22 protein-coding genes are annotated in these 24628 nt (G+C 52.8%); 10 read left to right on the forward strand and 12 right to left on the reverse strand.

The window, feature by feature from the left end; genetic code table 11:
* Positions 1-90: 90 nt before the first annotated feature.
* The 5 genes from mutS to K0335_RS17760 all read right to left on the reverse strand — a co-directional run bounded on the left by mutS (position 91) and on the right by K0335_RS17760 (position 7920).
* Positions 91-2652, reverse strand: coding sequence for a DNA mismatch repair protein MutS (mutS, locus tag K0335_RS17740; RefSeq protein ID WP_001272892.1), 2562 nt, complete (start codon positions 2650-2652; stop codon positions 91-93).
* Between the two features lie 238 nt (positions 2653-2890).
* Positions 2891-3844 carry a sugar-binding transcriptional regulator gene (locus K0335_RS17745; protein WP_000876523.1) on the reverse strand — a complete coding sequence of 318 codons (954 nt, stop codon included), beginning with the start codon at positions 3842-3844 and terminating at the stop codon, positions 2891-2893.
* A gap of 26 nt (positions 3845-3870) precedes the next feature.
* Positions 3871-4803: a sugar phosphate isomerase/epimerase gene (locus K0335_RS17750; RefSeq protein ID WP_001218513.1), complete on the reverse strand. Its 933-nt coding sequence runs from the start codon at positions 4801-4803 to the stop codon at positions 3871-3873.
* Positions 4804-4813: 10 nt separating this feature from the next.
* On the reverse strand, positions 4814-6337 hold the full coding sequence (locus K0335_RS17755) for a glycerol-3-phosphate dehydrogenase (protein ID WP_001290828.1): 1524 nt from the start codon (positions 6335-6337) through the stop codon (positions 4814-4816).
* A gap of 20 nt (positions 6338-6357) precedes the next feature.
* Positions 6358-7920 carry an FGGY-family carbohydrate kinase gene (locus tag K0335_RS17760; RefSeq protein ID WP_160193870.1) on the reverse strand — a complete coding sequence of 521 codons (1563 nt, stop codon included), beginning with the start codon at positions 7918-7920 and terminating at the stop codon, positions 6358-6360.
* A gap of 406 nt (positions 7921-8326) precedes the next feature.
* On the opposite strand from K0335_RS17760, the gene K0335_RS17765 reads away from it, so the two are divergent.
* From K0335_RS17765 to K0335_RS17790, 6 genes are all read left to right on the forward strand, one after another.
* The gene (locus tag K0335_RS17765) at positions 8327-8980 is read left to right on the forward strand and encodes a DUF2291 family protein (RefSeq protein WP_024256810.1); all 654 of its coding nucleotides are present in this window, start codon (positions 8327-8329) and stop codon (positions 8978-8980) included.
* Positions 8977-10521, forward strand: coding sequence for a sugar ABC transporter ATP-binding protein (locus K0335_RS17770; RefSeq protein ID WP_000811529.1), 1545 nt, complete (start codon positions 8977-8979; stop codon positions 10519-10521). The genes K0335_RS17765 and K0335_RS17770 overlap by 4 nt, the downstream gene beginning before the upstream one ends.
* Positions 10522-10538: 17 nt before the next feature.
* On the forward strand, positions 10539-11594 hold the full coding sequence (locus K0335_RS17775; RefSeq protein WP_223662831.1) for an ABC transporter permease: 1056 nt from the start codon (positions 10539-10541) through the stop codon (positions 11592-11594).
* Between the two features lie 86 nt (positions 11595-11680).
* Complete coding sequence (locus K0335_RS17780) at positions 11681-12631, forward strand: D-ribose ABC transporter substrate-binding protein (RefSeq protein ID WP_000282431.1); 951 nt, start codon at positions 11681-11683, stop codon at positions 12629-12631.
* An 88-nt stretch (positions 12632-12719) separates the two neighbouring features.
* Positions 12720-13571, forward strand: coding sequence for a DeoR/GlpR family DNA-binding transcription regulator (locus K0335_RS17785; protein ID WP_000192919.1), 852 nt, complete (start codon positions 12720-12722; stop codon positions 13569-13571).
* Positions 13572-13743: 172 nt separating this feature from the next.
* Positions 13744-14106 (forward strand): nitrous oxide-stimulated promoter family protein, encoded by a 363-nt coding sequence (locus K0335_RS17790; RefSeq protein ID WP_046081183.1) that lies wholly within the window; start codon positions 13744-13746, stop codon positions 14104-14106.
* Positions 14107-14126: 20 nt separating this feature from the next.
* Here the strand turns inward: K0335_RS17790 and K0335_RS17795 are convergent, their stop codons facing one another.
* From K0335_RS17795 to hypA, 7 genes are all read right to left on the reverse strand, one after another.
* Positions 14127-14555 carry a molybdopterin-binding protein gene (locus K0335_RS17795; protein WP_000301060.1) on the reverse strand — a complete coding sequence of 143 codons (429 nt, stop codon included), beginning with the start codon at positions 14553-14555 and terminating at the stop codon, positions 14127-14129.
* Positions 14556-14586: 31 nt separating this feature from the next.
* Entirely contained in the window at positions 14587-16677 is a 2091-nt protein-coding gene (gene flhA, locus K0335_RS17800) for a formate hydrogenlyase transcriptional activator FlhA (protein ID WP_000122679.1), read from the reverse strand.
* 147 nt (positions 16678-16824) lie between these two features.
* Entirely contained in the window at positions 16825-17835 is a 1011-nt protein-coding gene (gene hypE, locus K0335_RS17805; protein ID WP_032294347.1) for a hydrogenase maturation carbamoyl dehydratase HypE, read from the reverse strand.
* Complete coding sequence (hypD, locus tag K0335_RS17810; protein ID WP_001212982.1) at positions 17832-18953, reverse strand: hydrogenase formation protein HypD; 1122 nt, start codon at positions 18951-18953, stop codon at positions 17832-17834. The genes hypE and hypD overlap by 4 nt, the downstream gene beginning before the upstream one ends.
* Positions 18953-19225 carry a hydrogenase 3 maturation protein HypC gene (hypC, locus tag K0335_RS17815; protein WP_181033349.1) on the reverse strand — a complete coding sequence of 91 codons (273 nt, stop codon included), beginning with the start codon at positions 19223-19225 and terminating at the stop codon, positions 18953-18955. Before hypC ends, hypD begins: the two co-directional genes overlap by 1 nt.
* Complete coding sequence (hypB, locus tag K0335_RS17820) at positions 19216-20088, reverse strand: hydrogenase nickel incorporation protein HypB (RefSeq protein WP_219393976.1); 873 nt, start codon at positions 20086-20088, stop codon at positions 19216-19218. Before hypB ends, hypC begins: the two co-directional genes overlap by 10 nt.
* 3 nt (positions 20089-20091) lie before the next feature.
* Positions 20092-20442: a hydrogenase maturation nickel metallochaperone HypA gene (gene hypA / locus K0335_RS17825; protein WP_001299100.1), complete on the reverse strand. Its 351-nt coding sequence runs from the start codon at positions 20440-20442 to the stop codon at positions 20092-20094.
* Positions 20443-20655: 213 nt separating this feature from the next.
* Here hypA and hycA point away from each other — a divergent pair, with 213 nt between their 5' ends.
* From hycA to hycD, 4 genes are all read left to right on the forward strand, one after another.
* Positions 20656-21117 carry a formate hydrogenlyase regulator HycA gene (hycA, locus tag K0335_RS17830; RefSeq protein ID WP_046076155.1) on the forward strand — a complete coding sequence of 154 codons (462 nt, stop codon included), beginning with the start codon at positions 20656-20658 and terminating at the stop codon, positions 21115-21117.
* A 142-nt stretch (positions 21118-21259) separates the two neighbouring features.
* Entirely contained in the window at positions 21260-21871 is a 612-nt protein-coding gene (gene hycB / locus K0335_RS17835; RefSeq protein ID WP_001079173.1) for a formate hydrogenlyase subunit HycB, read from the forward strand.
* Positions 21868-23694, forward strand: coding sequence for a formate hydrogenlyase subunit 3 (gene hycC / locus K0335_RS17840; RefSeq protein ID WP_001274402.1), 1827 nt, complete (start codon positions 21868-21870; stop codon positions 23692-23694). Before hycB ends, hycC begins: the two co-directional genes overlap by 4 nt.
* Positions 23695-23696: 2 nt before the next feature.
* On the forward strand, positions 23697-24620 hold the full coding sequence (gene hycD / locus K0335_RS17845; RefSeq protein ID WP_046076157.1) for a formate hydrogenlyase subunit HycD: 924 nt from the start codon (positions 23697-23699) through the stop codon (positions 24618-24620).
* Positions 24621-24628 lie beyond the last annotated feature (8 nt).

The following is a 24628-nucleotide window of genomic DNA, read 5'->3' on the forward strand; positions in this document are numbered from 1 at the left end:
AATAAGATTTCCTATTATACAGGGTATTTTTATTTGATTCGTCAGTTGTCGTTAATATTCCCGATAGCAAAAAACTATCGGGAATTGTTATTACACCAGACTCTTCAAGCGATAAATCCACTCCAGCGCCTGACGCGGAGTCAGTGAATCCGGGTCGAGATTTTCCAGTGCTTCGACCGCTGGCGAGGTTTCTTCCGGTACTGACAGCAAAGACATTTGCGTACCATCCACTTGCGTAGCGGCGGCGTTCGGCGAAATGCTTTCCAGCTCACGCAGTTTTTGCCGTGCGCGCTTAATCACCTCTTTTGGCACGCCCGCCAGAGCAGCAACCGCCAGACCGTAGCTTTTGCTCGCTGCGCCATCCTGTACGCTGTGCATAAATGCGATGGTGTCGCCGTGCTCCAGTGCATCGAGATGCACGTTGGCGACGCCTTCCATTTTCTCCGGCAGTTGAGTCAGTTCAAAGTAGTGGGTAGCAAACAACGTCAACGCTTTAATCTTATTCGCCAGATTTTCCGCGCACGCCCATGCCAGCGACAGACCATCGTAAGTGGACGTTCCGCGCCCAATCTCATCCATCAACACCAGGCTGTACTCCGTGGCATTATGCAGAATATTGGCGGTTTCGGTCATCTCCACCATAAAGGTTGAACGCCCGGATGCCAGATCGTCAGCCGCGCCTACACGGGTAAAGATACGGTCGATCGGGCCAATCTCGACTTTTTGCGCCGGTACGTAGCTACCGATGTAGGCCATCAGCGCAATCAACGCGGTCTGGCGCATATAGGTACTTTTACCGCCCATGTTCGGACCGGTGATGATCAACATGCGACGCTGCGGCGACAGGTTCAGCGGGTTAGCGATAAACGGCTCATTCAGTACCTGTTCAACCACCGGATGGCGACCTTCGGTAATGCGAATACCCGGTTTATCAATGAAGGTCGGGCAGGTGTAGTTCAGGGTATAGGCCCGTTCCGCCAGGTTCACCAGTACGTCGAGTTCTGCCAGTGCGCTCGCGCTCTGTTGCAACGCCTCCAGATGCGGCAACAGCAGGTCGAACAACTCTTCATAAAGCTGTTTTTCCAGTGCCAGCGCTTTACCTTTCGAGGTGAGTACTTTGTCTTCATACTCTTTTAGCTCTGGAATAATGTAGCGTTCGGCGTTTTTCAGCGTCTGACGACGCATATAGTTGATGGGTGCCAGATGGCTTTGTCCACGGCTAATCTGAATGTAATAACCATGCACCGCGTTAAAGCCGACTTTCAGCGTGTCCAGGCCGGTACGTTCACGCTCGCGAACTTCCAGACGCTCCAGATAATCTGTCGCGCCGTCAGCCAGCGCTCGCCACTCATCCAGCTCTTCGTTATAGCCTGATGCGATAACACCACCGTCGCGTACCAGCACCGGCGGTGTGTCGATGATTGCTCGCTCCAGCAGATCGCGCAGCTCGGCAAACTCGCCCATTTTCTCACGCAGCGCCTGTACCGGTGCACTATCGACACTTTCTAACTGCGCGCGTAGTTCTGGCAGTTGCTGGAAAGCGTGACGCATACGGGCCAGATCGCGTGGGCGGGCAGTCCGTAAAGCCAGACGTGCCAGAATACGTTCCAGGTCGCCGACCTGACGCAGTACCGGCTGCAGCTCAGCGGTGAAATCCTGCAATGCGCCAATAGTTTGCTGGCGCTCAAGCAACACGCGGGTATCGCGCACTGGCATATGCAGCCAGCGTTTCAGCATACGGCTGCCCATCGGCGTGACGGTGCAGTCGAGCACTGAAGCCAGTGTGTTTTCCGCACCGCCCGCCAGGTTCTGGGTAATTTCCAGGTTACGGCGCGTTGCGGCATCCATAATGATGCTGTCCTGCTCACGTTCCATAGTGATAGAACGAATATGCGGCAGGGTCGTGCGTTGCGTATCTTTCGCATACTGCAACAGACAACCGGCGGCACAAAGTCCGCGCGGCGCGTTCTCGACGCCAAAACCGACCAGATCGCGAGTACCAAATTGTAGATTCAACTGCTGGCGCGCGGTGTCGATTTCAAACTCCCACAGCGGACGACGGCGCAAACCGCGACGACCTTCAATCAGCGACATTTCAGCAAAATCTTCTGCATACAGCAGTTCCGCCGGATTAGTGCGTTGCAGTTCTGCCGCCATCGTTTCGCGGTCAGCCGGTTCACTCAGGCGAAAACGACCGGAACTGATATCCAGCGTCGCGTAGCCGAAACCTTTGCTGTCCTGCCAGATAGCCGCCAGCAGGTTGTCCTGACGCTCCTGCAACAGCGCTTCATCGCTGATGGTGCCCGGCGTAACGATACGCACAACTTTGCGCTCAACCGGACCTTTGCTGGTCGCCGGATCGCCAATTTGTTCGCAGATGGCAACGGACTCGCCCTGATTCACCAGTTTGGCGAGGTAGTTTTCCACCGCATGGTAGGGAATTCCCGCCATCGGGATCGGCTCGCCCGCTGAAGCGCCGCGTTTGGTCAGTGAAATATCCAGCAGTTGTGACGCACGTTTTGCGTCGTCATAAAATAGTTCATAAAAATCACCCATCCGGTAAAACAGCAGGATCTCGGGATGCTGGGCTTTCAGCTTGAGATATTGCTGCATCATTGGTGTATGGGCGTCAAAATTTTCTATTGCACTCATGGAGTTATGTCCGGTTCCCTGATTTTAAGTGAATAGCGATGTTTTTTTGTTTTCGTTGTTATCGCAGAAGGAACACATGATAACGGAGATAGCTATTTCAGGGAAAGCGAGGAAAGGTGGCTTCGCGATCGCTATTCCTGAAGTGTGTGTAAATTGCATTGGGTAAAAAAAGGGGAGGAAGAAGGCTCACACTTTTGCTCTGAAACTTCCCGGAGTAAACAATAACTCTCAGTATGTGTCAGTCTGCTGTTGCATCAAGCAATGCCCTGGCCGTTAATTCGTCAGTAATTAGACCATTAATAAGCCCACTGGCCAGCACCGCCTGGATGGCGGATATTTTCGTTGGCCCACCCGCCAGTGCCACAATATTGTCGCGGCGTTGCAGATCCAAAGGAATCGTCATTGTTCTGGCGGTCAAACCATTATCAATTCGTTGGCCTTTAGCGGTAAAGAAATGGCCTAAAATCTCGCCGACTGCCCCCGAGGCTGATATCGCATTAATTTCACTCACGTCGATCATCCCGGCCTCCACCAGCTGAGCTGCGGGTTCCACAGTACCAATCCCCACTAATTTCATTGCGCTACCCATTGCCATATCAAACACCTGACGCACACCGTGTTGAGAAAGCATCACTTCTTTGTCTTCAACACTATTGGCGATGAATGGCACGGGCATCATATAAGCCTGAGCTCCGGTTTTTTCGGCAATGCGATGCATAACATCATGGGGATTGAGGGCGTAATTGCGCGTCAGGCAGCCGAGCAGCGAAACAAAGCGCACCTGGTGGGCATCGATTTGGCGTAGCTGATGAATAGCGGCAGAAAGAGTTCGCCCATGCCCCATTCCTATGGTGATATCAGGATGATTTTTCAGTACGTTACGAAGGTAATCCGCGCCTGCCATCCCCAGTGCGCGGACCGGGAGTCCTTCCTCTGCGGTATCCGGCGCCACACAACAAAATGTGAGGCCGAAGCGTTTTGCTAACTGCGACTCCAGTTCTACGCAGGCTACAATATCACCCTCGATACTGACCTTAACCGCGCCTTCAGATACGGCGCGGGCAATCAGTCGATGCGTTTTCACCGATGGCAATCCCAGCCGTTTTGCCACTTCCGCCTGGGTGAGACCGCCAACATAGTGCAGCCATGCCGCACGCAAACTAAGTGTCTCGTCGCTATCCATATATTTCATCTCTTGTTCCAGACTTTTTACAGCGTTCAGATATTCAAATCCTCAACGCCGGTATCAATATAAGGCGCCCAGTAGGCAACGCTTTCGGCTATTTCAGCGCAAGTCAGGCTGTCGGTCGGTTCCCGCTCTTTGAAACTCAGTTCCAGGCATATCTCATTATCTTTAGCGCCGCCACGGGCCAGGGCATTCAGCAACGCTTCTGGCTGAATGCGACCGTGTTTATTGTACTGAGCAGTAAAGGGGCGGTGCCCACCTTTATCCTGCATACTTTGCTTTATATGAATAATAGGCGAGTAGCGGGGAACGGCTTGCGCCCAGGCATACGGATCATAATCCCGCGGATCGGGTGAGGTGACATCACCATGATCAATATCTGCCATCATCCACATGGGAATGGCAAACGGGGCCGCGCTCAGTCTGTTTTGCAGCGCCAGACAAGCGGGGATGGTTTCACCGAACTCGCGGCCTATACTCATTGGTTCCCAGAAGAGATATTTTAATCCGGCAGATTTTGCGTGTTCTGCCACTTCTCCCCAGCAATCAATGGCGATGTTAATCAACGCTTCCCGCTGCTGTGGGTCGTTGTGATCCTGTTGCGTGAAAATCGCAAACTGTGAACCAATGGCGTCACCGCCAAGTTCAGCCGTGATATCCGCAAAAGTTTTAAACCAGTCGATGTAGTAACGGCGTACTGACGCATCCGGATGCCCGAAATGGTTTAGCCGACCATAAGGCCCGGTCATACCGGATGTCACACGTACCCCGGTGGAAAGCTGGGCTTTTTTCATTCGCCGCAGCATCTGGGCGATGGTCGACGCAGGCCAGCCTGGGTTGATAAATTCATGAGTAAGCTGAATATCCCGAATACGAATTTGCCGGGCAATGGTATTAAGCAGATCTTCCGGCGTCGCAATCCGGTTAACCAATGGATTGGTATTTAAAGACAAAGAAAGCGCCATTATTCTCTCCTTAGCTGGCTTTAGCCTGTAGTGGCGAATGGCTGGTGGCGGTAAACCATCCGCTAAAGGCCCGTTGCTCATCGTCGCTAAGGTGAAGACCATGCTTGGTCCGTCGCCAAAGAATATCATCCGCCTGTTTCGCCCACTCTTTTTCGATGAGGTAACGCGCTTCGGCTTCATAAAACAGACCGCCGAAGTGCAGGCCTAACTCCTCAAGGCTCGTTGCTTCCCCTAACAGCTGTGGCATCCGCGCGCCATACAGACGGGCGTAATGCTTACACAGATGCTGAGGTAACCAGTTGTAACGGCTTTTCATGGATTGCAGGAAAGTTTCAAAATCAGCATCGGCTATTTCTCCGCCGGGCAGCACTGCTGTGCGCGTCCAGTCGGCACCCATGTGCGGAAAAAAGGGTTTCAGTTTTTGCAGGGCGTGTTCCGCCAGTTTACGGAAGGTGGTGATTTTCCCGCCAAACACATGCAGCAACGGCAATTGTTGTTGCTCATCAAGCTCAAACACATAGTCACGCGTTACTGCCGAAGGGTTACCTTTGCCATCATCAAACAGTGGCCTTACCCCGGAAAAACGGGTGATGACATCACTGGCGCAGAGCTGAATTTTGAAATAACGATTAACCGCATCCAGCAGATATTGCTGCTCGCTGTCGTCGGCAGTCACGGAGTCAGCATCACCTTCCCAGGGGATATCGGTGGTGCCAATCAGTGCCTTATCGCCTTCATACGGGTTAATAAAAATGACGCGTTTATCGTTATTTTGCATCAGGTAGGCTTGCTGACCTTCCCAGAATTTCGGCACGATGATGTGTGAACCTTTCACCAGACGAACGTTGCGGCTGCTGCGGGTTTGGGTCACCTGGTTGATTATCTCCAGAACCCAGGGGCCAGCCGCATTGACCAGCGCTTTGGCACGCAGCGTCTGTTGTTCACCGGTTTGAGTGTTTTGTAATGTGATAACCCATGCGTCGGCAGCACGGTGGGCGGAGATACAACGCGTACGGGTGAGAATAGTGGCTCCGTGCTCGGCGGCGTCCAGTGCGTTCAGTGAGACCAGTCGCGCATCATCTACCCAGCAGTCGGAATACTCAAACCCTTTGCGATACGCATTTTTGATTGGCGCGCCTTCCGGATCTTGATGTAAATCGAGGATCCGTGTACCGGGAAGTTTTTTACGCCCACCCAGGTGGTCATATAAGTAAAGCCCCATACGGACAAGCCATGCCGGACGATCGCCTGGGCTATGCGGAAGGACAAAGCGCATCGGCCAGACAATATGCGGTGCCGCATTTAACAACACTTCACGTTCGATAAGCGCTTCACGGACCAGACGAAATTCATAATATTCCAGATAACGTAACCCGCCATGTACCAGCTTGCCGGAACGAGAAGATGTGCCCTGGGCCAGATCGTCCTTTTCACACATGGCGACAGATAGCCCGCGCCCGGCGGCATCACGTGCGATACCCGCACCGTTGATGCCACCGCCAATAACAAACAGATCAAGAATCTTTTCACTCATGGCTGACTCCATAAATCAAATTAACATGCGGCTGACGGGGGATTTAATACATTCCAGGCTGGTGGCAGTTCGCGGCGAAGTTGCTGGTAGCAGTTAAATAAATGCTGGTAACGGTCAGTCAGCGCGGAAGATGGGGGTTCAGGGGCATCGAGAAGCGGTGTTACCCATGTTGCAATGCACTGTTCCATGGAGGGATACGCGCCGATAGCGACGGCAGCCATCATTGCCGCTCCGGCGGCACCCGCTTCTTCACGTTTGCTGCTGCGAACTGGCACGCCAAGGCAGGCTGATAGCACCTGACGAAGCTGTGGCGAACGAATCGCGCCACCGGTAAGACGTAATTCGCCGGGCAATTGCTCACCCATTGCCAGATAACAATCCCGTGCGGCAAAGCCGATCCCTTCAATGACGGCGCGAACCAGATCCGCAAAACCGTGGCTATAACTCAGGCCAACAAAACTTGCCCTCGCATTCGCATTGACGAAAGGCCCACGTTCCCCGGCTTCGGAAATATAGGGGTGATACAGCAAGGCACCGGGTTTTGCCTCACTGAGCCAGCGATCAAGATGCTGGACCAGTCTGGCGTGGCTGACTTCGCAACCAAAGCTTGCCAACAGCTCACTGGCGACATGTAATAGCCAGTCGAGATTAAGGGTCGATGCCATATTGGTTTGCACCTGGGTGACATAACCAGGGCAGGGCAGTTGAATGACATACCCTGTTTGCTCACTGTTAAGCCACACGTTGTCGGTCGATACGCTACGAAGATGCACGCCTGTTGAGCCGACAATCGAACAGGCGGTATTTGCCTCGCCGGTATGTACGCCTGCTCCCAGCGCCGTCATCACCATATCGACATAACCCAGACTGACGGGCGTCCCGGCGCGTAGCCCGGTAAGCGCCGCGGCCTCTTTGGTTAACGCGTGGGTGATGTTACTGCCGTCGATAATCTCAGGCAGAAGATGGTGACGATGCTCAAGCCCCAGCGCCGCAATAACCAGATCGTCATAGCGTTGGTGGCGAAAATTACCAAAGGTAAAACTGGCTTCGGAAGGATCGGTCGCCCGGATACCCGTTAAATTCAGATACAGCCAGTCTTTGCAATGGAGCGCTACCTCGCTGTTGTCCAGCAACTGCGGATAAAAGCGGTCCATATGCGCCATCTGCGCACTTTGCTGACAGGTATTTAACCCTGTTCCCGTTGCTTCAAAGCGCGCACGCGCCAGCGGTGAGCGCGAAAGAGTCTCAACGGTAGGCGCGGCGCGGGCGTCCAGCCAAATCCAGGCGTCATCGACCGGGCGGTTTTGGTGGCCCACCAGCCAGGTGCCGTCGCCTTGCCCGGTGACAGCAATCGCAACCACACGTTCAGCCAGATTTTCCACGCGTTCAGTAAGTTTGCGGATAGACACCACGGCATCCTGCCAGGTCTGTTCCATGGACTGTTGCGCTGCGCCGCCCGCACTGCGTGAATAGCTATTGCGTACGGAAGCGCACTCTATTTGTTCACCCTCAAGATCAAACGCCACGGCCTTAACGACTGAAGTGCCGGAGTCCAGCCCAAGAATGATGTCACGATTATCCATCGATGCCTCTGTTATCAGGTTGACCGCAGTGGTTGCAAAAATATTTGTTAATTACGTGTAATTTTTATTGAGTAATAACGTTACTTAACATCTATCACAAACTTAACATTACTGGTGAATTATTTTTCTTAAGTTGGAATAAATTTCACTCAGGAGAGCGGGATGGATCACAAATTTGCCGCATGAAGCCGATTATTTTCGTTAGTGAGCCGCGGTGTTATGGGGAGTCTGATGAAATGTTTATGAGATAGAAATGTTAGATCCAGATCGCGCTATCGATAAAAACAAACGTCTTGCAGTTGACAACAAGGCAACAAACGAACAATTCTCATCACATATAGTTATCTTATTTATAACATTGCGTCGGGGTAACCCGCCTGTGCTAACTGTCTGTGAGGTCAACATTATGTCTGGTGTTTCCGCACTTGCTTCTCAACATTCACGTCGTCGCGCCAGGCGCTTTACGGTTATTGGCATCGTGATTGTCGCGGTATTTATCGCAATGGCCGCCGATACAAAGGTGGTCAAAATAAGTGAACAACAGACTGAAAAAGAAGGGATTTTTTCCGCTGAGATCTATGGAGATAAAACTTTTCCCGGCGTTAAAAGCAGCATCGAATCCCGAGCGGTGGATGCCACGCAACTCGCCGAAGCGCTAAAAACGAATCAACCCGAGGCCGTCAAAAAATATGGCGTTGGTTCGACGTTACCGGTGATTCCGGTGCGCTTTGAGGGGCAGGTGGGAGAGGGCAAATCCGGTATTTATAACATTCACGTTGAAGGTTTCCCTGAAGATGTGAAATTACGCCTGCAAACTGGCCCGGTATTAACCGGCACGGAATTACGTGATGCCACCGGGGAGATTCATTTTGGCGATTTCACCAACCAGATTGAATATCAAAATGCGGGGGCCGCGCTTAACCGGACATTAAAAAATACGCTGTTGGATAAGTTAGATCGCGAAACGCTGCCGGGTAAAAATATCACTGTGGTTGGTGTATTTCGTCTGTTAACTCCAGGCAACTGGTTAGTTGTTCCTGTCAGTCTGGAGGCGAAATGAAACAGCTAAAATTACATCCCGCATTGACGAAAGGTGAAATTATTCTTTCTGCCCGCAATGTCAGTAAGGTTTATGGCTCCACGCATGCGCTGAAAGGCGTTAACTTTGATATCCGACGCGGCGAAGTGACGACCTTATTTGGTGAAAATGGGGCCGGTAAATCGACACTGATGAAAATTCTTTCCGGCATTATTACTCCCAGCAGCGGTGAGATTGTCCTTAATGGTGAAGTCAAAATATTCGACTCTGCCACCGATGCGCGAAATAACGGTATTTCTATTATTCATCAGGAGTTAAATCTCGCCCCGAATATGAATGTGCGCGATAACATTTTTATCGGGCGGGAAATCATAACCTCGGGCGTGGTGGATTACGCCGAAGAATATCGCATCACCGAATTTTTGATGCGTTCCCTGGAAGAAGATATTGATCCGCTAACACCAGTGGAAAACCTTCGCCTCGGGCAGCAACAAATCGTCGAAATTGCCCGCGCGTTGTCGGTGAATTCGCAAATCCTCATTATGGATGAACCGACATCGGCGCTGAGTGCGGCGGAAGTCGATGTGTTATTCCAGGTTATCCGCGATCTCACCAGCCACGGCGTTGCCATTGTTTATATCTCTCACCACCTTGAAGAAGCGCTGGAAATTACCGACCGGGCCGTTGTACTGCGCGATGGCGTGATGACGGCGTATGCACGGCGCGATGAGATCGATCTCGACTGGATTGTGCACAACATGGTTGGTGAGCACTTTGACCTGGGATCGCCGCCCGAAGGCTATGCGTTCGGGTCGCCTGCGTTGGCACTTAACGGCCTGACGGTGAAGGGGAAAGCAGGAATTCGGCTTGTCGATAACCTCTCGCTGGATGTTCGGGCTGGAGAAATTGTCTGTATTTATGGCCTGATGGGGGCCGGACGCACGGAGCTTATGGAGTGCGTTGCGGGGCGTTTATCCCAATCTTCCGGCACCATTCTTCTTGAAGATCAGGATGTTTCCTCTCTCTCCATCTCACAGCGTATCGCCAGTGGGCTGGCTTTAGTACCGGAAGATCGCCAGCGAGACGGCTTAGTCCAGACAATGAGCGTGGGCGAAAACCTGACGCTTTCCAGCATTAACACCTTTATTCGCGGGCTGATGTTATCGGCACGAAAGGAAAAGCAGCTCATTGCGGACAGCATTCGTACCGTAACCGTCAAAACGGCGGGGGGAGAGGCGGCAATCGGTTCTCTTTCTGGCGGCAATCAACAAAAAGTGGTCATAGGCAAAATGTTAGCCACCAATCCGAAGGTGATTTTATTAGATGAACCCAGTCGGGGAATCGACATTGGGGCAAAAGCGGAAGTTTTCCGTTTACTGGCGGAAAACGCCAGAAAAGGCTTAGCCGTGATCTATTCCACATCAGAAGTCGGTGAGTGTCTGAGTATTGCTCACCGGGTGGTGGTGATGAGTAAAGGACGCATTTCGGCAGTGTTTGATTCCGGGGTAAGCAAAGAGCGCATCATGGCGGCTTCCGGTGAGTCCGTGGTGGCACAACAATGAAAACGGGAGCGAAAACCATGACAGACAGAACCCAGTCGCTGGCGGACATTCAGCCAGAGATAAAACCACGCACCAAAAAAGGCCCAGGGCTTGCGCATATCCTGCTTGAAGGCCGCGCATTTATCGCCTTACTGGTGATTATTGCGGTGTTTTCATCACTCTCGCCAAATTACTTTAGCGGCGCAAATTTCCTGACGATGGCCTCGCATGTGGCGATTTTCGGCCTGCCAGCCATTGGTATGCTGCTGGTGATCCTTAATGGCGGTATCGATCTCTCGGTTGGCTCCACGCTCGGGCTGGCGGGAGTATGTGCCGGTTTCATGATGCAGGGGATCAATATTGAAGCGCTGGGCGTCGTGCTTTATCTCCCGGTCTGGGCAGTTGCGATTCTGACACTTGCCGTCGGCGCACTGGTGGGGCTGGTCAACGGGATATTGATTGCATGGTGTCGGGTGCCTGCTTTCGTGGCAACGCTCGGATCTTTATATGTCGCCCGTGGCATTGCTTTACTCATTACTAACGGCCTGACCTACAACAAGCTCTCGGGCAGTGAATCTCTGGGAAATACCGGTTTTGACTGGTTAGGATTTAATCGAATCTTCACCGTGCCGATTGGCGTATTGATTCTGGGGATAGTCGCGCTGGCCTGTGGTTTTTTGTTGAGCAAAACGGCGTTTGGTCGTTGGCTTTATGCCTCTGGTGGTAACGAACGCGCGGCGGAGCTGTCGGGCGTTCCGGTGAAACGCGTCAAAATCAGCGTCTACGTCCTTTCCGGGATCTGCGCTGCCATGGCCGGACTGGTGCTTTCGTCTCAGCTAACCTCTGCCGGTCCGACGGCAGGCACGACTTACGAACTTACCGCCATTGCTGCCGTTGTGATCGGTGGGGCTGCGCTGACCGGCGGGCGTGGCAACGTGCGCGGCACACTTCTCGGCGCTTTTGTTATCGGTTTTCTCTCTGACGGTCTGGTCATTATTGGTGTGTCTGCGTATTGGCAGACCGTATTCACGGGAGCGGTGATTGTTCTGGCAGTGCTGCTCAACACCCTGCAATACGGTCGTCGGGGGCGTTAGTGAGTTTTTATCCAGCACGGAACCCGGTTGTATCCGTTCTGAAATCGTTCCAAAACTGTACCCTAAAATAACGGAGCAACAACGCTATGTATAACAAAAGTAGACGTTTTATTCTGGCTGCAACCACCGTGGTGATGACCGCCTTCGCCACGCCAGTCTGGGCGGAAGGGCTGATGACCATTATCGTTAACGATCCTTCTAACCCTTACTGGCTAACGGAAGGGGACGTTGCGCAAAAAACGGCAGAAAAAATGGGTTATACCGCCAAGGTTAGTGCGCATAAAGGCGATACCAACACCGAAAGCCAACTGATCGACACGGCAATTACCAATAAATCCAAAGCGATTATTCTCGATCCGGCTAACGCAGATGGATCAATCGGATCGGTGAAAAAAGCGATCGCCGCCAATATTCCGGTGTTTGTGATTAATGCTGAACTGAATCAAAGCGGGCTGGCGAAGGCACAGTTGGTTTCTAACAACGCACAAGGCGCGGCGTTAGCGGCCCAGCAATGGGTGCAACTGGTGGGCGATAACGGTGATTATGTAGAACTGAAAGGGCCACCTTCAGACAATAACTCCGCAACCCGCGCTAACGGTTTTGAAACGGTACTTAGCCAGTATCCTGATTTGAAGAAATCCGGGTCGGAGGTAGCAAACTGGGACCGCACTCAGGGATACAACAAGATGCAATCACTGTTACAGGCAAATCCCAATGTGAAAGGGGTGATTAGCGGTAACGATGAAATGGCATTAGGGGCAATAGCGGCACTGAAAGAAGCCGGAAAATTGAAAGGGGTAACGGTCGGCGGCTTTGATGGTTCGCCAGATGCCGTTGATGCGGTAAAAGACGGCACACTGGCTTATACCGTTATGCAGCCAGTTGCCACGTTTGCGGCAAAAGCCATTGAACAGGCTGACACTTTCCTCAAAACCGGCAAAACAGGCGCGTCATCCGAGAAACAGTTATTTGACTGTATTTTAATCACTAAAGAGAACGCAGCTAAAATTACGGCACCGTTTATGTTGTCAGAATAGTGCCGTGACCCGCGGGGGCGTTTTCGCCCCCCTTTATGATATTCTTATTACTCGCTGCCAATCCCGGCAATACAAACCCGGAAGTGTTATGACGCAAATGTCTCAGGATCATTCTCTCAATCTCTTTCTTGCTGAAACGCTGCCAGGCGATAGCCGACAGGCACGGCAGCTGGCGCGTCGTCAGCTCATTGTTGAAGCGGTTATGGCGGAAGGGGCGATTCGTATTGAGGAGATCACTGAGCGCTACGGTATTAGTTTAATGACCGCCCACCGGGATATCGATGAGCTTGCCGAACGTGGACTGCTGCATAAATCCCGTGGCGTGGTTTCGGCAACATCGACCAGCCTGGTTGAATCCAGCGATCTCTATCGCGCAACCCGTCAACTGGAAGAGAAACAGGCTATCGCCGAAGTGGCGGTGACTTATCTTGAACCTGGGCAGGCTATTTTTCTTGATGACTCAACAACGGTATTTCAGATGGCGCGTTACCTGCCAGCCAGAACCCCTCTGACCGTGATTACTAATTCATTGACCTTAATGAATGAACTTAAAAACATCCGGGATTTAACCTTATTAGGGCTGGGGGGGCAGTACCACAACTGGTGCAATGCGTTTATGGGGCATATGACACGAGAAGAAATTGCTGGCCTGCGGGCGAATACCTTTTTTGTCAGTATGTCGGCAATTATGGGCGATACGGTATTTCATCAGTCAGCCGAAACCGTAGAAACGAAACGGGCGATGTTTGAATCTGCAGAAAAGCGTTTCTTATTGATGGACCATACTAAATTTGAGCGCCGCGCTTTGTATCAGTTCGCTCATTTAAGGGAGTTTGATGCGGTCATTGTTAATCAGGGGACGCCTGTGCAGGTATTACGCCACCTTAAAGATTTGGGGGTAAATGTGGTTGTCGCTGGAATGAAAGTGAAAGCGGAATAGTAATTATGCGGCGAACGGTTGGGAAATGTTAAAGCGCTATGCTTCTCAGACATACTGATTAATCACCCCTTTCTTCGCACCAATATTCAGTTGTCTCCTCCATCCTACCTACAATAGCCCGTCACTCGATAAAGTTGTAGAATAAATGCACCTTACAAAGTCAGGAGGCAGCATGTCCGGCAAACGTATTGCTCGAGAAAAATTGACCATTCAGAAAATGATTGCACTCTACCAAAGCCGTTGTCCTGAGGCTTCCACTGAGGAAGGGCATTACGACGCGCTGTTTGCCTACGCGCAAAAACGGCTGGATAAATGCATATTTGGCGAAGAGAAACCAGCTTGTAAGCAGTGCCCGGTGCACTGTTATCAGCCAGCTAAGCGTGAGGAGATGAAGCAGATTATGCGCTGGGCGGGGCCGCGAATGTTATGGCGCCATCCAATGTTAACCGTGCGTCATCTTATCGACGACAAGCGCCCGGTACCGGAGTTGCCGGAGAGATATCAGCGGAAAAAAGAGAATGCCGGAAAGCAGTAAGACCCTCCGGCATCATGCGATTAAGCGCGCATCGCAATCAGAATGGCAGATGCTTTAATCAGTGCAATTACGCGGCTTCCCTGAGACAGTTTCATCTCGTGTTGGCTTTCATTGGTAATACCAGCCACAAGCTCAAAACCTGCATCAGTTTTGATATGTACCGTGGCATTGACCGCACCTTCAGTTACCTGAGAAACACGACCCGCAAACTGGTTACGGGCAGAAAATTTTAAGCCGCAATCCTCAGTCGCCAGAGTTACCCACGGCGCTTTAATCAGAGCAATGGCTTCTTTTCCTTTCTCCAGCCCCAATGCCTGTTGGCTACTATGGGTGATAATCGCCACCAGTTTTGCGCCCCCTGTCAGGGTGAGTTCAACCTCATCATTGACGGCACCCATTGCGACTGCGCTAACCGTGCCAGTAAATTGATTACGTGCTGAAACCGCCATATTGCCTCCATTCATTTAACGTGAATATTGATTATGGCATACCCTGGATTAGTGCATCCTTATTGATTCCTAATCGTTTCATACGTGAAAGCAGTGTTGTTCGCTTCATCCCCAGACGTTGGGCCGCGCCTTTCGGCCCCGCTACCACACCGTTTGTCTCTTTCAACACCCGGACAATAAGCTGATATTCGTCTTCCCCTTCCTGGGCGACTTCTTTCTCAACAGGAGGCTGTACTTGCGTCGCTGGGGCAATATCGGGTAACGAAAGTTGCAGCACGTTACCGCGTGTCAGTAACACCGCACGTTCAATCACGTTCTCCAGTTCCCGCACATTGCCAGGCCATTCCATATCACACAAGGCGCGAAGGGTTTCGGCAGGAATACTGTCGATATTACGCCCCATACGGCGGGCAATTTTATGAGTGAACGCTTTAACCAACAACGGGATATCTTCTGGCCGCTCACGCAATGGCGGTAAATGGATCGGGAACACGTTCAGACGGTAGTAAAGATCGCTACGGAATTCACGATCCGCGACCATTTTTTGTAGATCGCGGTTGGTTGCGGCGATTAATCGCACATCTGTCTGAATGATCTTATTACTGCCAAGCCGTTCAAACTCTTGTTCCTGCAGCACGCGAAGCAACTTCGGTTGCAATTCCAGTGGCATATCGCCCACTTCATCAAGGAACAGCGAGCTTTTATCCGCCAGTTCGAAACGGCCAATACGCTGTGTGCTGGCACCGGTAAAAGCTCCACGTTCGTGGCCAAACAGGTCGCTTTCCAGCAGTCCGGCTGGCATTGCGGCGCAGTTCATCTTTACCATCCGCCGACTATTACGTCCGCTCAGATTGTGAATCGCTCTGGCAATCAGTTCCTTACCAGTACCAGTTTCACCAAGAATTAATACGGTACTGTCACTTTGCGCCACCATCTCGACCTGTTTCATCACCCGATACATGGCATCGCTGCGCCCGATGATTTCACCAAAATCACTCTCGACGTTATTCAGTTGTTCGGTCAGGGCGAGGTTCTCATCGACAAGACGCTCTTTCAAACGATGAATTTCCTGGTAGGCAAGGGCATTATCGACGGCGATAGCCACACGTTCGGCAATCTGGCGCAGTAGATTCAGGTTAGCGGTGGTGAAGACTTTCTCTTCGCACTGTGCCAGTTTCAATACGCCGAGCATGGTATTACCCGACTTCAATGGCAGCAGGCATAACGTTTGAATTTGATTCCCCCAGGTTTCAAACAGCATCCGTTCATAAGGTGCCAGCGAATCACGCTCGTGGAGGTTAATCAGCAGCATCTCTTTGCTTTTAAAGACCCGTTCGGTCAGGGTTCCGGCTTCATCCACTTCACTCTGTTCGTGGGCAGGATGATGTTTATCGAGATAGTGCGTGGAATAGATATTGAGCTTATGTTTGCGATGACTACGCAGAACAATGCTGATGTCATCGATATTGAAATAATGGTGGATCTCTTTGGCAACTTCACTCACCAGTTCGTCCATATCCAGTCGTGATAACACCGCATTGGTTATCGCCACCAGGATGCGGAAATTATCCCGCTCACGACAAAGCAGGTCATAGTCGATATTGTTACTCACCCGGCTTTGAATTTGCTCGGCAACCACTGAGACAATTTGGGTAAAGGTTTGCAGGCGTGAAAACTCTTTTTCGCTCCACGGACGATCATCAACACGGGTAAATTCACAGCCACCAAAAATCCGCCCTTCAGCGGCGAGTGGTAATAAGCAGTAGTGTCCAAATTGTGGGTAAAGTGTACCGGCGGCCAGTTGCGGCCAGGTTTCACTAAATTCTGCATAGTTACAGTGCAGGGTATCCGGGCGCGATAAAATCCGCCTAATCGGCCCGTGAGCCAGTACGGTTTCATCTTCGTAAGCAATCGGACCGCTACTGCTACGCGTCGTATAGTACGACGCACGTTGCGTCTGCGCTTGCCACAACACGATGGCGGCGTTGTCGGCCAGCGCAGACTGCTTTACCAGTTGCGAAAGAGCCTCGCTCAGTGAGGCCAAATCGGGCTGCTGTAATAACGTACGAGTGATATCGAACAGCCCTTGTTGTCCGAGATCGCTCATTGGTGTATACGACATTTTGCTATCCAGGAATGCACCGTAACCTGCGGTGCTAAAAGAAAATTACTACAAGAAAAGAGTAGATCGAGAATGATGATAATGCCGCTTAATATCCCCAGATGCGTTGTATTAGGGGAGCGGCAATATCACTATCAACGATCTTAATTAGCATATACGCGGAAGCGGTTCGGCGTGTGGTAAATCGAGGGTTCGCTTCACGCCATAAAGACCGGCAAGGCGAACACCTTTACGTTCCACCACTTCACCAATCAGCGCCGCGTCTTTCCCCAGTGGATGGGAATGTAACGCCGCCAGCACTTGCTCTGCTGCGTTGCGTTCAACGGCGATCACCAGTTTGCCTTCGTTGGCAAAGTTAAGGGCGTCCAGCCCCAGCAGTTCGCAAACGCCGCGCACGGCAGGTTTAACTGGCAACGCTGATTCAGAAATTTCAATACCGCAACCGCAGGCTGCCGCGAACTCATGAACTACCGCGTTCACTCCACCACGGGTGGCATCACGCAACGCTTTCACGCCGGGAATATCACGCAGCGTCTGGATGAGCGGCGTCAGCACTGCGCAGTCGCTGACCAGTTCGCCATCCAGCCCCAGTTGCTCGCGCAGATTAAGAATAGTTGCTCCGTGGTCGCCGAGAGTTCCACTCACCAGCAGAACATCGCCTGCGGTTAGCGTCTGTGCGCCCCAGTGAATATTCGCCGGGATCGCGCCCATGCCAGCGGTGTTGATAAACAGTTTATCTGCCGCGCCGCGTTGCACCACTTTAGTGTCGCCAGTAACGATGGCAATGCCTGCCGCGCGGGCGGTTTCTGCCATGCTGGTCACCACGGCTTTTAGCGTCTCCATCGGCAATCCCTCTTCGAGGATAAAGCCACAAGAGAGATAGCGCGGAATAGCGCCACTGACCGCTACGTCGTTCGCGGTGCCGCAAATCGCCAGCTTGCCGATATTGCCACCAGGAAAGAACAGCGGGTCGATGACGTAGCTGTCGGTGGAGAACGCCAGACGGTCTCCTTCCGCCACCAGTTGCGCCAGATCAAGGCGCGCCTGGTCTTCCTGTTCTGCCAGCCACGGATTGGCAAAAGCTTCCATAAACAGGCTGTTGATTAATTGCTGCATCGCCTGGCCGCCACTGCCGTGGGCGAGTTGGATATTATTCACGCTTCACTCTCCTGCTGACGATACTGATACCACGCGGCGCATGCTCCTTCGGAGGAAACCATCAGCGCGCCAAACGCGGTTTGAGGATTACAGGTGTTACCAAACAGCGGGCATTGATGCGGCTTACATTTGCCCGTCAATACTTCGCCACAACGTGCGCGCGGGTCATCGCAAACCTGCTGCGGTGCCGGGCGGAAATGCGCTTCGGCGTCAAATCGTTGATAGTCTGGAGTCAGGTGTACACCAGAAGATTCAATCACGCCTAAGCCGCGCCATTCGCTGTCGCCGTTGACGCAGAAGACATCCGCAATCGCCTGTTGCGCCAGCAGGTTACCGGCATCCGGCACCACCCGCCGATACTGATTTTCTACCTTGCTGTGGGCCGCTATTTTCTGCTCCACCAGCATGACCACGCCTTGTAGTAGATCAAGCGGTTCGAATCCAGCAACCACCAGAGGACGATGAAAATCACTGGCGATAAAATTATAGGCGTCGGTGCCGATAACCATACTGACGTGACCCGGCGCGAGGAACGCATCGATACCGTTATCCGGCTGTTCCAGCAAACTGCGTAGCGTTGGGATCAGCGTAATATGCTGGCAGAAAAAGTAAAAATTTTGCACATCGCGGGCTTTCGCCTGTTGCAGAGTGATGGCCGTCGTCGGCATGGTGGTTTCAAACCCTAAGCCGAAGAACACCACTTTACGAGTTGGATTCTCCTGCGCCAGTTTCAACGCATCCATTGGCGAGTAAACGATGCGAACATCGGCACCGCGCGCTTTTGCCTGTAACAGCGACCCCTGTTTCCCTGGTACGCGCATGGCGTCGCCAAAGGTACAGAAGATGACTTCCGGATGGCTGGCAATCTCCACGCAGGTGTCGATTCTTCCCATCGGCAGTACACATACCGGGCAACCCGGACCGTGGATAAACTCAACGTTCTCCGGCAGTAACTGGTCGAGGCCGAATTTAAAAATGGCGTGGGTATGGCCGCCGCACACTTCCATAATTCGCAGAGGGCGTTCAGCGGTGTAAGAGAGATGTGAAGCACGTTCGCGTAGATGCTCAATTAACTGCATCACCTGTTCCGGCGCGCGATATTCATCAACAAAACGCATTATTTTTCCTCGCCATACAACAGCGCGCCGACATCCGGCTCAACGTCAAATATGTTTTGTAAGGCGTCGAGGGTGTCGCGCGCTTCGGCTTCATTAATTACGCTCATGGCAAAGCCAACGTGAACCAGTACCCACTGGCCCACGCGTGGCTGACCGTTTTCATCGCAGCTGCCGACTAACGTTAGGTCGACGTCGCGCTGAATACCGCAGACGTCGACTTTCGCCTGGTTGCCGTCAATGGTGCGGATCTGGCCGGGAACGCCTATGCACATCGCTGTGTCTCCAGCCAGTTCAGCCACTGGTCCATCCCTTCGCCGCTGGTGGCTGAAATAAGGATGATTTCAATTTCTGGATTGACTTCGCGGGCGCAGGCGATGCACTTCTCAACGTCGAAATTGAGATACGGTAGCAGGTCAACTTTGTTGAGCAGCATCAGTGAGGCGGCGGCAAACATATGTGGATATTTCAGCGGTTTGTCTTCACCTTCGGTAACGGAAAGCACCGCCACTTTGTGTTTTTCACCGAGATCGAAGCTCGCCGGACATACGAGGTTGCCAACGTTTTCGATAAACAGAATACCGTTATCGTCCAGTGGCAGGCGCGGCGCGGAGTCGGCGATCATCTGTGCGTCAAGATGGCAACCTTTACCGGTATTCACCTGAATCGCTGGCGTGCCGGTAGCGCGAATGCGCGCGGCATCGTTCACGGTTTGCTGGTCGCCTTCAATCACCGCACACGGAACGTTATCTTTCAGGCGCATTAAGGTTTCAGTCAGCAGCGTGGTTTTACCGGAACCAGGGCTGGAAACCAGGTTGAGTACCAACTGATTGCGGGCAGCAAAGCGCGCGCGGTTGCGTTCAGCCAGACGGTTATTTTTGTCCAGCACGTCAATTTCGACTTCCAGCATCCGACGCTGGCTCATGCCCGGCGCGTGAGTGCCCGCTTCGCCATGACCGTAATGCAGGTCGCCTTCTTCAGTCTGGCTGGGGGTAAATTCAGGCGCTTTAATGCCGGTGATTTTCATCTTCGGGCGTGCCGCCGGGGCAAATGGCGCGCTACGAAACGCGGAATGAGGGTTATGTTCATCACCCTCGATATACAGGTTGCCTTCACCGCAACCGCATGTTGTACACATCGCTCACTCCTGGTCTATTTCTATCCGCCGAATCTGTAAACCGTCGTCTGCCACAATCTGTAGCATGTCACCATGACACTGTGGACAGCGGCGGACGCGCTGGGTCAGTAGCGTCACATACTGTTGGCATGTTTCACACCAGCATTCGGCCTCTTGTTCTTCGAGGTGCAGTTTACAACCTTCCGCCACGCTGCCGCGGCAAACCAGATCAAAACAAAAGGCAAGAGAGCTGGTTTCGACACAAGAAAATGCGCCAATTTTGAGCCAGACGCCAGTTACGCGTTTTGCGCCGTGTTTTGCGGCCTGCTGTTCGATCAATTCCAGTGCCCGTTGGCAGAGGGTTATTTCGTGCATATTGCCTCCCGTCATCGTATCTCCGGGATAAGCAATATCTGTGCCATCCTGTTTTAATCGCTACAGCCTCTGGTGACGATAATGACGAAATGACATGTCATCACAGCGTCAAAAATCACAGTGATTCAGGTGATTTACTGATAAAACAATGAGTTAAAAAATGGCATGAAAAATGCTTATAGCTGGTCGTCTCTGTTAACCGGGTAACCTGACATGACTATTTGGGAAATAAGCGAAAAAGCCGATTACATCGCGCAGCGGCACCGTCGCCTACAGGACCAGTGGCATATTTACTGCAACTCACTGGTCCAGGGGATCACGCTATCAAAAGCACATTTGCATCACGGAATGAGTTGTGCGGCAGAAAAAGACCTCTGCTTCGTTCTCTTCGAACACTTCCGTATCTACGTCACCCTGGCGGATGGTTTTAATAATCACATCATTGAGTATTACATCGAATCCAAAGAGCCCAACAGTAAACAACTGATTGGGCGAGCAGAGTTGTCAATAGACGGCAAGATAGACGGTGAGATCAGCAACCGTGATCGCGAGCAAGTGCTTGAACACTATCTCGGCAAAATCGCCCGCGTCTATGACGGCCTGTATGCCGCTGTAGAAAGTAATGCGCCAGTGGATCTGGGCTTACTGATTGATGAGCAAAGCCCGGTCGTATAAGCCGCCGTTTTGTCCGTATAGCGCCGTCACGGGCGTTGTACTGCATCACAACTAACTGGAAATGGGCGTGTCGAGGGATGTCAAAAATGACATCTCATCGGCATGTTTTCGTCAAAAATGACAATCACCTGAGGAATGACTGGTGAATCGTTTTGTAATTGCTGACTCCACGCTCTGTATCGGCTGTCACACCTGTGAAGCTGCCTGTTCAGAGACGCATCGCCAGCATGGGCTGCAATCTATGCCGCGCCTGCGAGTGATGTTGAATGAAAAAGAATCTGCGCCACAACTTTGCCACCACTGTGAAGATGCACCTTGCGCAACGGTCTGCCCGGTTAACGCCATCACCCGCGTTGATGGGGCTGTGCAGCTAAATGAAAGTCTGTGCGTAAGCTGCAAACTGTGCGGCATCGCCTGCCCGTTTGGCGCAATCGAATTTTCCGGCAGCCGTCCGCTGGATATTCCGGCAAACGCCAATACCCCGAAAGCACCACCGGCACCGCCTGCTCCGGCGCGTGTCAGCACGCTGCTTGACTGGGTGCCGGGTATTCGCGCGATCGCCGTCAAATGTGACCTCTGTAGCTTTGATGAACAAGGTCCAGCCTGCGTGCGGATGTGCCCAACCAAAGCCCTGCATTTGGTGGATAACACCGATATCGCCCGCGTCAGCAAGCGTAAGCGTGAGCTGACCTTTAACACGGACTTTGGCGATCTCACCTTGTTTCAGCAGGCTCAAAGTGGAGAGGCTAAATGAGCGCAATTTCCCTGATCAATAGCGGCGTGGCGTGGTTTGTTGCCGCCGCTGTTCTGGCATTTCTCTTTTCTTTTCAAAAAGCGCTAAGCGGCTGGATTGCCGGAATTGGCGGCGCGGTGGGTAGCCTGTATACGGCAGCCGCGGGCTTCACTGTGCTGACTGGCGCGGTTGGCGTGAGCGGCGCGCTTTCGCTGGTAAGCTACGATGTGCAAATCTCTCCGCTTAATGCGATTTGGCTGATTACCCTCGGCTTGTGCGGTCTGTTTGTCAGCCTCTACAACATTGACTGGCATCGCCATGCGCAGGTGAAGTGTAACGGCTTGCAGATCAATATGTTGATGGCTGCTGCCGTCTGTGCCGTCATTGCCAGCAATCTGGGCATGTTCGTAGTAATGGCAGAAATCATGGCCCTGTGTGCGGTGTTCCTCACCAGCAACAGCAAAGAGGGCAAACTGTGGTTTGCGCTGGGGCGTCTTGGCACTCTGCTGCTGGCGATTGCCTGCTGGCTGGTCTGGCAACGTTACGGCACGCTGGATCTGCGCCTGCTGGATATGCGCATGCAGCAACTGCCGCTCGGTTCCGATATCTGGCTGCTCGGCGTTATTGGCTTTGGCCTGCTGGCCGGGATTATCCCGCTGCACGGCTGGGTGCCACAGGCTCATGCTAACGCCTCTGCGCCAGCTGCCGCGCTGTTTTCCACGGTGGTGATGAAAATTGGCCTGCTGGGTATTTTAACCCTGTCTCTGCTGGGCGGTAATGCGCCACTGTGGTGGGGAATTGCGCTGCTGGTGCTCGGTATGATCACCGCGTTCGTTGGCGGTCTGTATGCGCTGATGGAACACAACATCCAGCGTCTGCTGGCTTACCACACCCTGGAAAATATCGGCATCATCCTGCTGGGACTGGGCGCTGGCGTAACGGGTATCGCGCTCGAACAACCGGCGCTGATTGCCCTTGGCCTGGTCGGTGGTCTGTACCATCTGCTTAACCATAGCCTGTTCAAGAGCGTACTGTTCCTCGGGGCTGGGAGCGTCTGGTTCCGTACCGGTCATCGCGATATCGAAAAACTCGGCGGTATTGGCAAAAAAATGCCGGTTATCTCCATCGCCATGTTGGTCGGGCTGATGGCAATGGCTGCGCTGCCACCGCTGAACGGTTTTGCCGGGGAATGGGTTATCTATCAATCCTTCTTCAAACTGAGCAATAGTGGCGCGTTTGTTGCCCGTCTTCTCGGGCCGCTGCTCGCTGTGGGGCTGGCAATTACCGGTGCGCTGGCGGTGATGTGTATGGCGAAAGTTTATGGCGTTACTTTCCTTGGCGCGCCGCGTACCAAAGAAGCAGAAAACGCCACCTGTGCGCCGCTCCTGATGAGCGTAAGCGTAGTGGCACTGGCGATTTGCTGCGTGATTGGCGGTGTTGCTGCGCCGTGGCTGCTGCCGATGTTGTCTGCTGCCGTACCTCTGCCGCTGGAGCCTGCTAATACAACCGTTTCTCAACCAATGATCACGTTGCTGCTGATTGCCTGCCCGCTGCTGCCATTCATCATTATGGCGATTTGCAAAGGCGACCGTCTGCCGTCGCGTTCCCGCGGCGCTGCCTGGGTATGCGGCTACGACCATGAAAAATCAATGGTGATTACTGCTCACGGTTTTGCCATGCCGGTGAAACAGGCGTTTGCGCCGGTGCTGAAACTGCGCAAATGGCTGAATCCGGTGTCGCTGGTACCGGGCTGGCAGTGCGAGGGGAGTGCGTTGCTGTTCCGCCGGATGGCGCTGGTTGAACTGGCGGTGCTGGTGGTGATTATTGTTTCACGAGGAGCCTGAGAATGAGTGTTTTATATCCGTTAATTCAGGCGCTGGTGTTATTTGCCGTTGCGCCGCTGCTCTCCGGTATTACCCGCGTGGCGCGCGCCCGCTTGCATAACCGTCGCGGGCCGGGCGTGTTGCAGGAGTATCGCGACATTATCAAACTGCTGGGTCGTCAGAGTGTTGGTCCCGATGCCTCCGGCTGGGTGTTCCGCCTGACACCGTACGTAATGGTTGGCGTCATGTTGACTATCGCTACCGCGCTGCCGGTAGTGACTGTCGGTTCTCCGCTGCCGCAACTGGGGGATTTGATCACTTTACTGTATCTCTTCGCCATTGCGCGTTTCTTCTTTGCCATTTCTGGTCTGGATACCGGTAGTCCGTTTACTGCTATTGGCGCGAGCCGTGAAGCGATGCTGGGCGTGCTGGTTGAACCGATGCTGCTGCTTGGTCTGTGGGTCGCCGCGCAGGTGGCCGGTTCCACCAACATCAGCAACATCACCGACACCGTTTATCACTGGCCGCTGAGCCAGAGCATTCCGCTGATGCTGGCGCTCTGTGCCTGCGCATTCGCCACCTTTATCGAAATGGGCAAACTGCCGTTCGACCTGGCGGAAGCCGAGCAGGAGCTGCAGGAAGGTCCGCTCTCTGAGTACAGCGGCAGCGGCTTTGGTGTCATGAAATGGGGTATCAGCCTGAAACAGCTGGTGGTGTTACAGATGTTCGTCGGGGTGTTTATTCCGTGGGGACAAATGGAAACCTTCACCGCCGGTGGGCTGCTGCTGGCGCTGGTGATTGCCATCGTCAAACTGGTGGTTGGCGTTTTGGTTATCGCGCTGTTCGAAAACAGCATGGCCCGTCTGCGTCTTGATATTACTCCGCGCATTACCTGGGCTGGGTTTGGCTTTGCATTTTTAGCGTTCGTCTCCTTGCTGGCGGCGTGATTAAAGAG

Origin of the sequence: Escherichia sp. GZ89 (assembly GCF_019366485.1) — a bacterium.
In the GTDB taxonomy this organism is placed as follows: domain Bacteria; phylum Pseudomonadota; class Gammaproteobacteria; order Enterobacterales; family Enterobacteriaceae; genus Escherichia; species Escherichia fergusonii.

Excerpts from the sequence above, each read along its gene's own strand:
- hypB (WP_219393976.1), bottom strand. The coding sequence starts at position 20,088 with ATGTGTACAACATGCGGTTGCGGTGAAGGCAACCTGTATATCGAGGGT.
- K0335_RS17775 (WP_223662831.1), top strand. The coding sequence starts at position 10,539 with ATGACAGACAGAACCCAGTCGCTGGCGGACATTCAGCCAGAGATAAAA.
- hypC (WP_181033349.1), bottom strand. The coding sequence starts at position 19,225 with ATGTGCATAGGCGTTCCCGGCCAGATCCGCACCATTGACGGCAACCAG.
- flhA (WP_000122679.1), bottom strand. The coding sequence starts at position 16,677 with ATGTCGTATACACCAATGAGCGATCTCGGACAACAAGGGCTGTTCGAT.
- hycA (WP_046076155.1), top strand. The coding sequence starts at position 20,656 with ATGACTATTTGGGAAATAAGCGAAAAAGCCGATTACATCGCGCAGCGG.
- K0335_RS17745 (WP_000876523.1), bottom strand. The coding sequence starts at position 3,844 with ATGAAATATATGGATAGCGACGAGACACTTAGTTTGCGTGCGGCATGG.
- K0335_RS17760 (WP_160193870.1), bottom strand. The coding sequence starts at position 7,920 with ATGGATAATCGTGACATCATTCTTGGGCTGGACTCCGGCACTTCAGTC.
- K0335_RS17795 (WP_000301060.1), bottom strand. The coding sequence starts at position 14,555 with ATGGCGGTTTCAGCACGTAATCAATTTACTGGCACGGTTAGCGCAGTC.
- hypA (WP_001299100.1), bottom strand. The coding sequence starts at position 20,442 with ATGCACGAAATAACCCTCTGCCAACGGGCACTGGAATTGATCGAACAG.
- K0335_RS17750 (WP_001218513.1), bottom strand. The coding sequence starts at position 4,803 with ATGGCGCTTTCTTTGTCTTTAAATACCAATCCATTGGTTAACCGGATT.
- K0335_RS17780 (WP_000282431.1), top strand. The coding sequence starts at position 11,681 with ATGTATAACAAAAGTAGACGTTTTATTCTGGCTGCAACCACCGTGGTG.
- hypD (WP_001212982.1), bottom strand. The coding sequence starts at position 18,953 with ATGCGTTTTGTTGATGAATATCGCGCGCCGGAACAGGTGATGCAGTTA.
- K0335_RS17785 (WP_000192919.1), top strand. The coding sequence starts at position 12,720 with ATGACGCAAATGTCTCAGGATCATTCTCTCAATCTCTTTCTTGCTGAA.
- hycD (WP_046076157.1), top strand. The coding sequence starts at position 23,697 with ATGAGTGTTTTATATCCGTTAATTCAGGCGCTGGTGTTATTTGCCGTT.
- K0335_RS17755 (WP_001290828.1), bottom strand. The coding sequence starts at position 6,337 with ATGAGTGAAAAGATTCTTGATCTGTTTGTTATTGGCGGTGGCATCAAC.
- K0335_RS17765 (WP_024256810.1), top strand. The coding sequence starts at position 8,327 with ATGTCTGGTGTTTCCGCACTTGCTTCTCAACATTCACGTCGTCGCGCC.
- mutS (WP_001272892.1), bottom strand. The coding sequence starts at position 2,652 with ATGAGTGCAATAGAAAATTTTGACGCCCATACACCAATGATGCAGCAA.
- K0335_RS17790 (WP_046081183.1), top strand. The coding sequence starts at position 13,744 with ATGTCCGGCAAACGTATTGCTCGAGAAAAATTGACCATTCAGAAAATG.
- hycC (WP_001274402.1), top strand. The coding sequence starts at position 21,868 with ATGAGCGCAATTTCCCTGATCAATAGCGGCGTGGCGTGGTTTGTTGCC.
- K0335_RS17770 (WP_000811529.1), top strand. The coding sequence starts at position 8,977 with ATGAAACAGCTAAAATTACATCCCGCATTGACGAAAGGTGAAATTATT.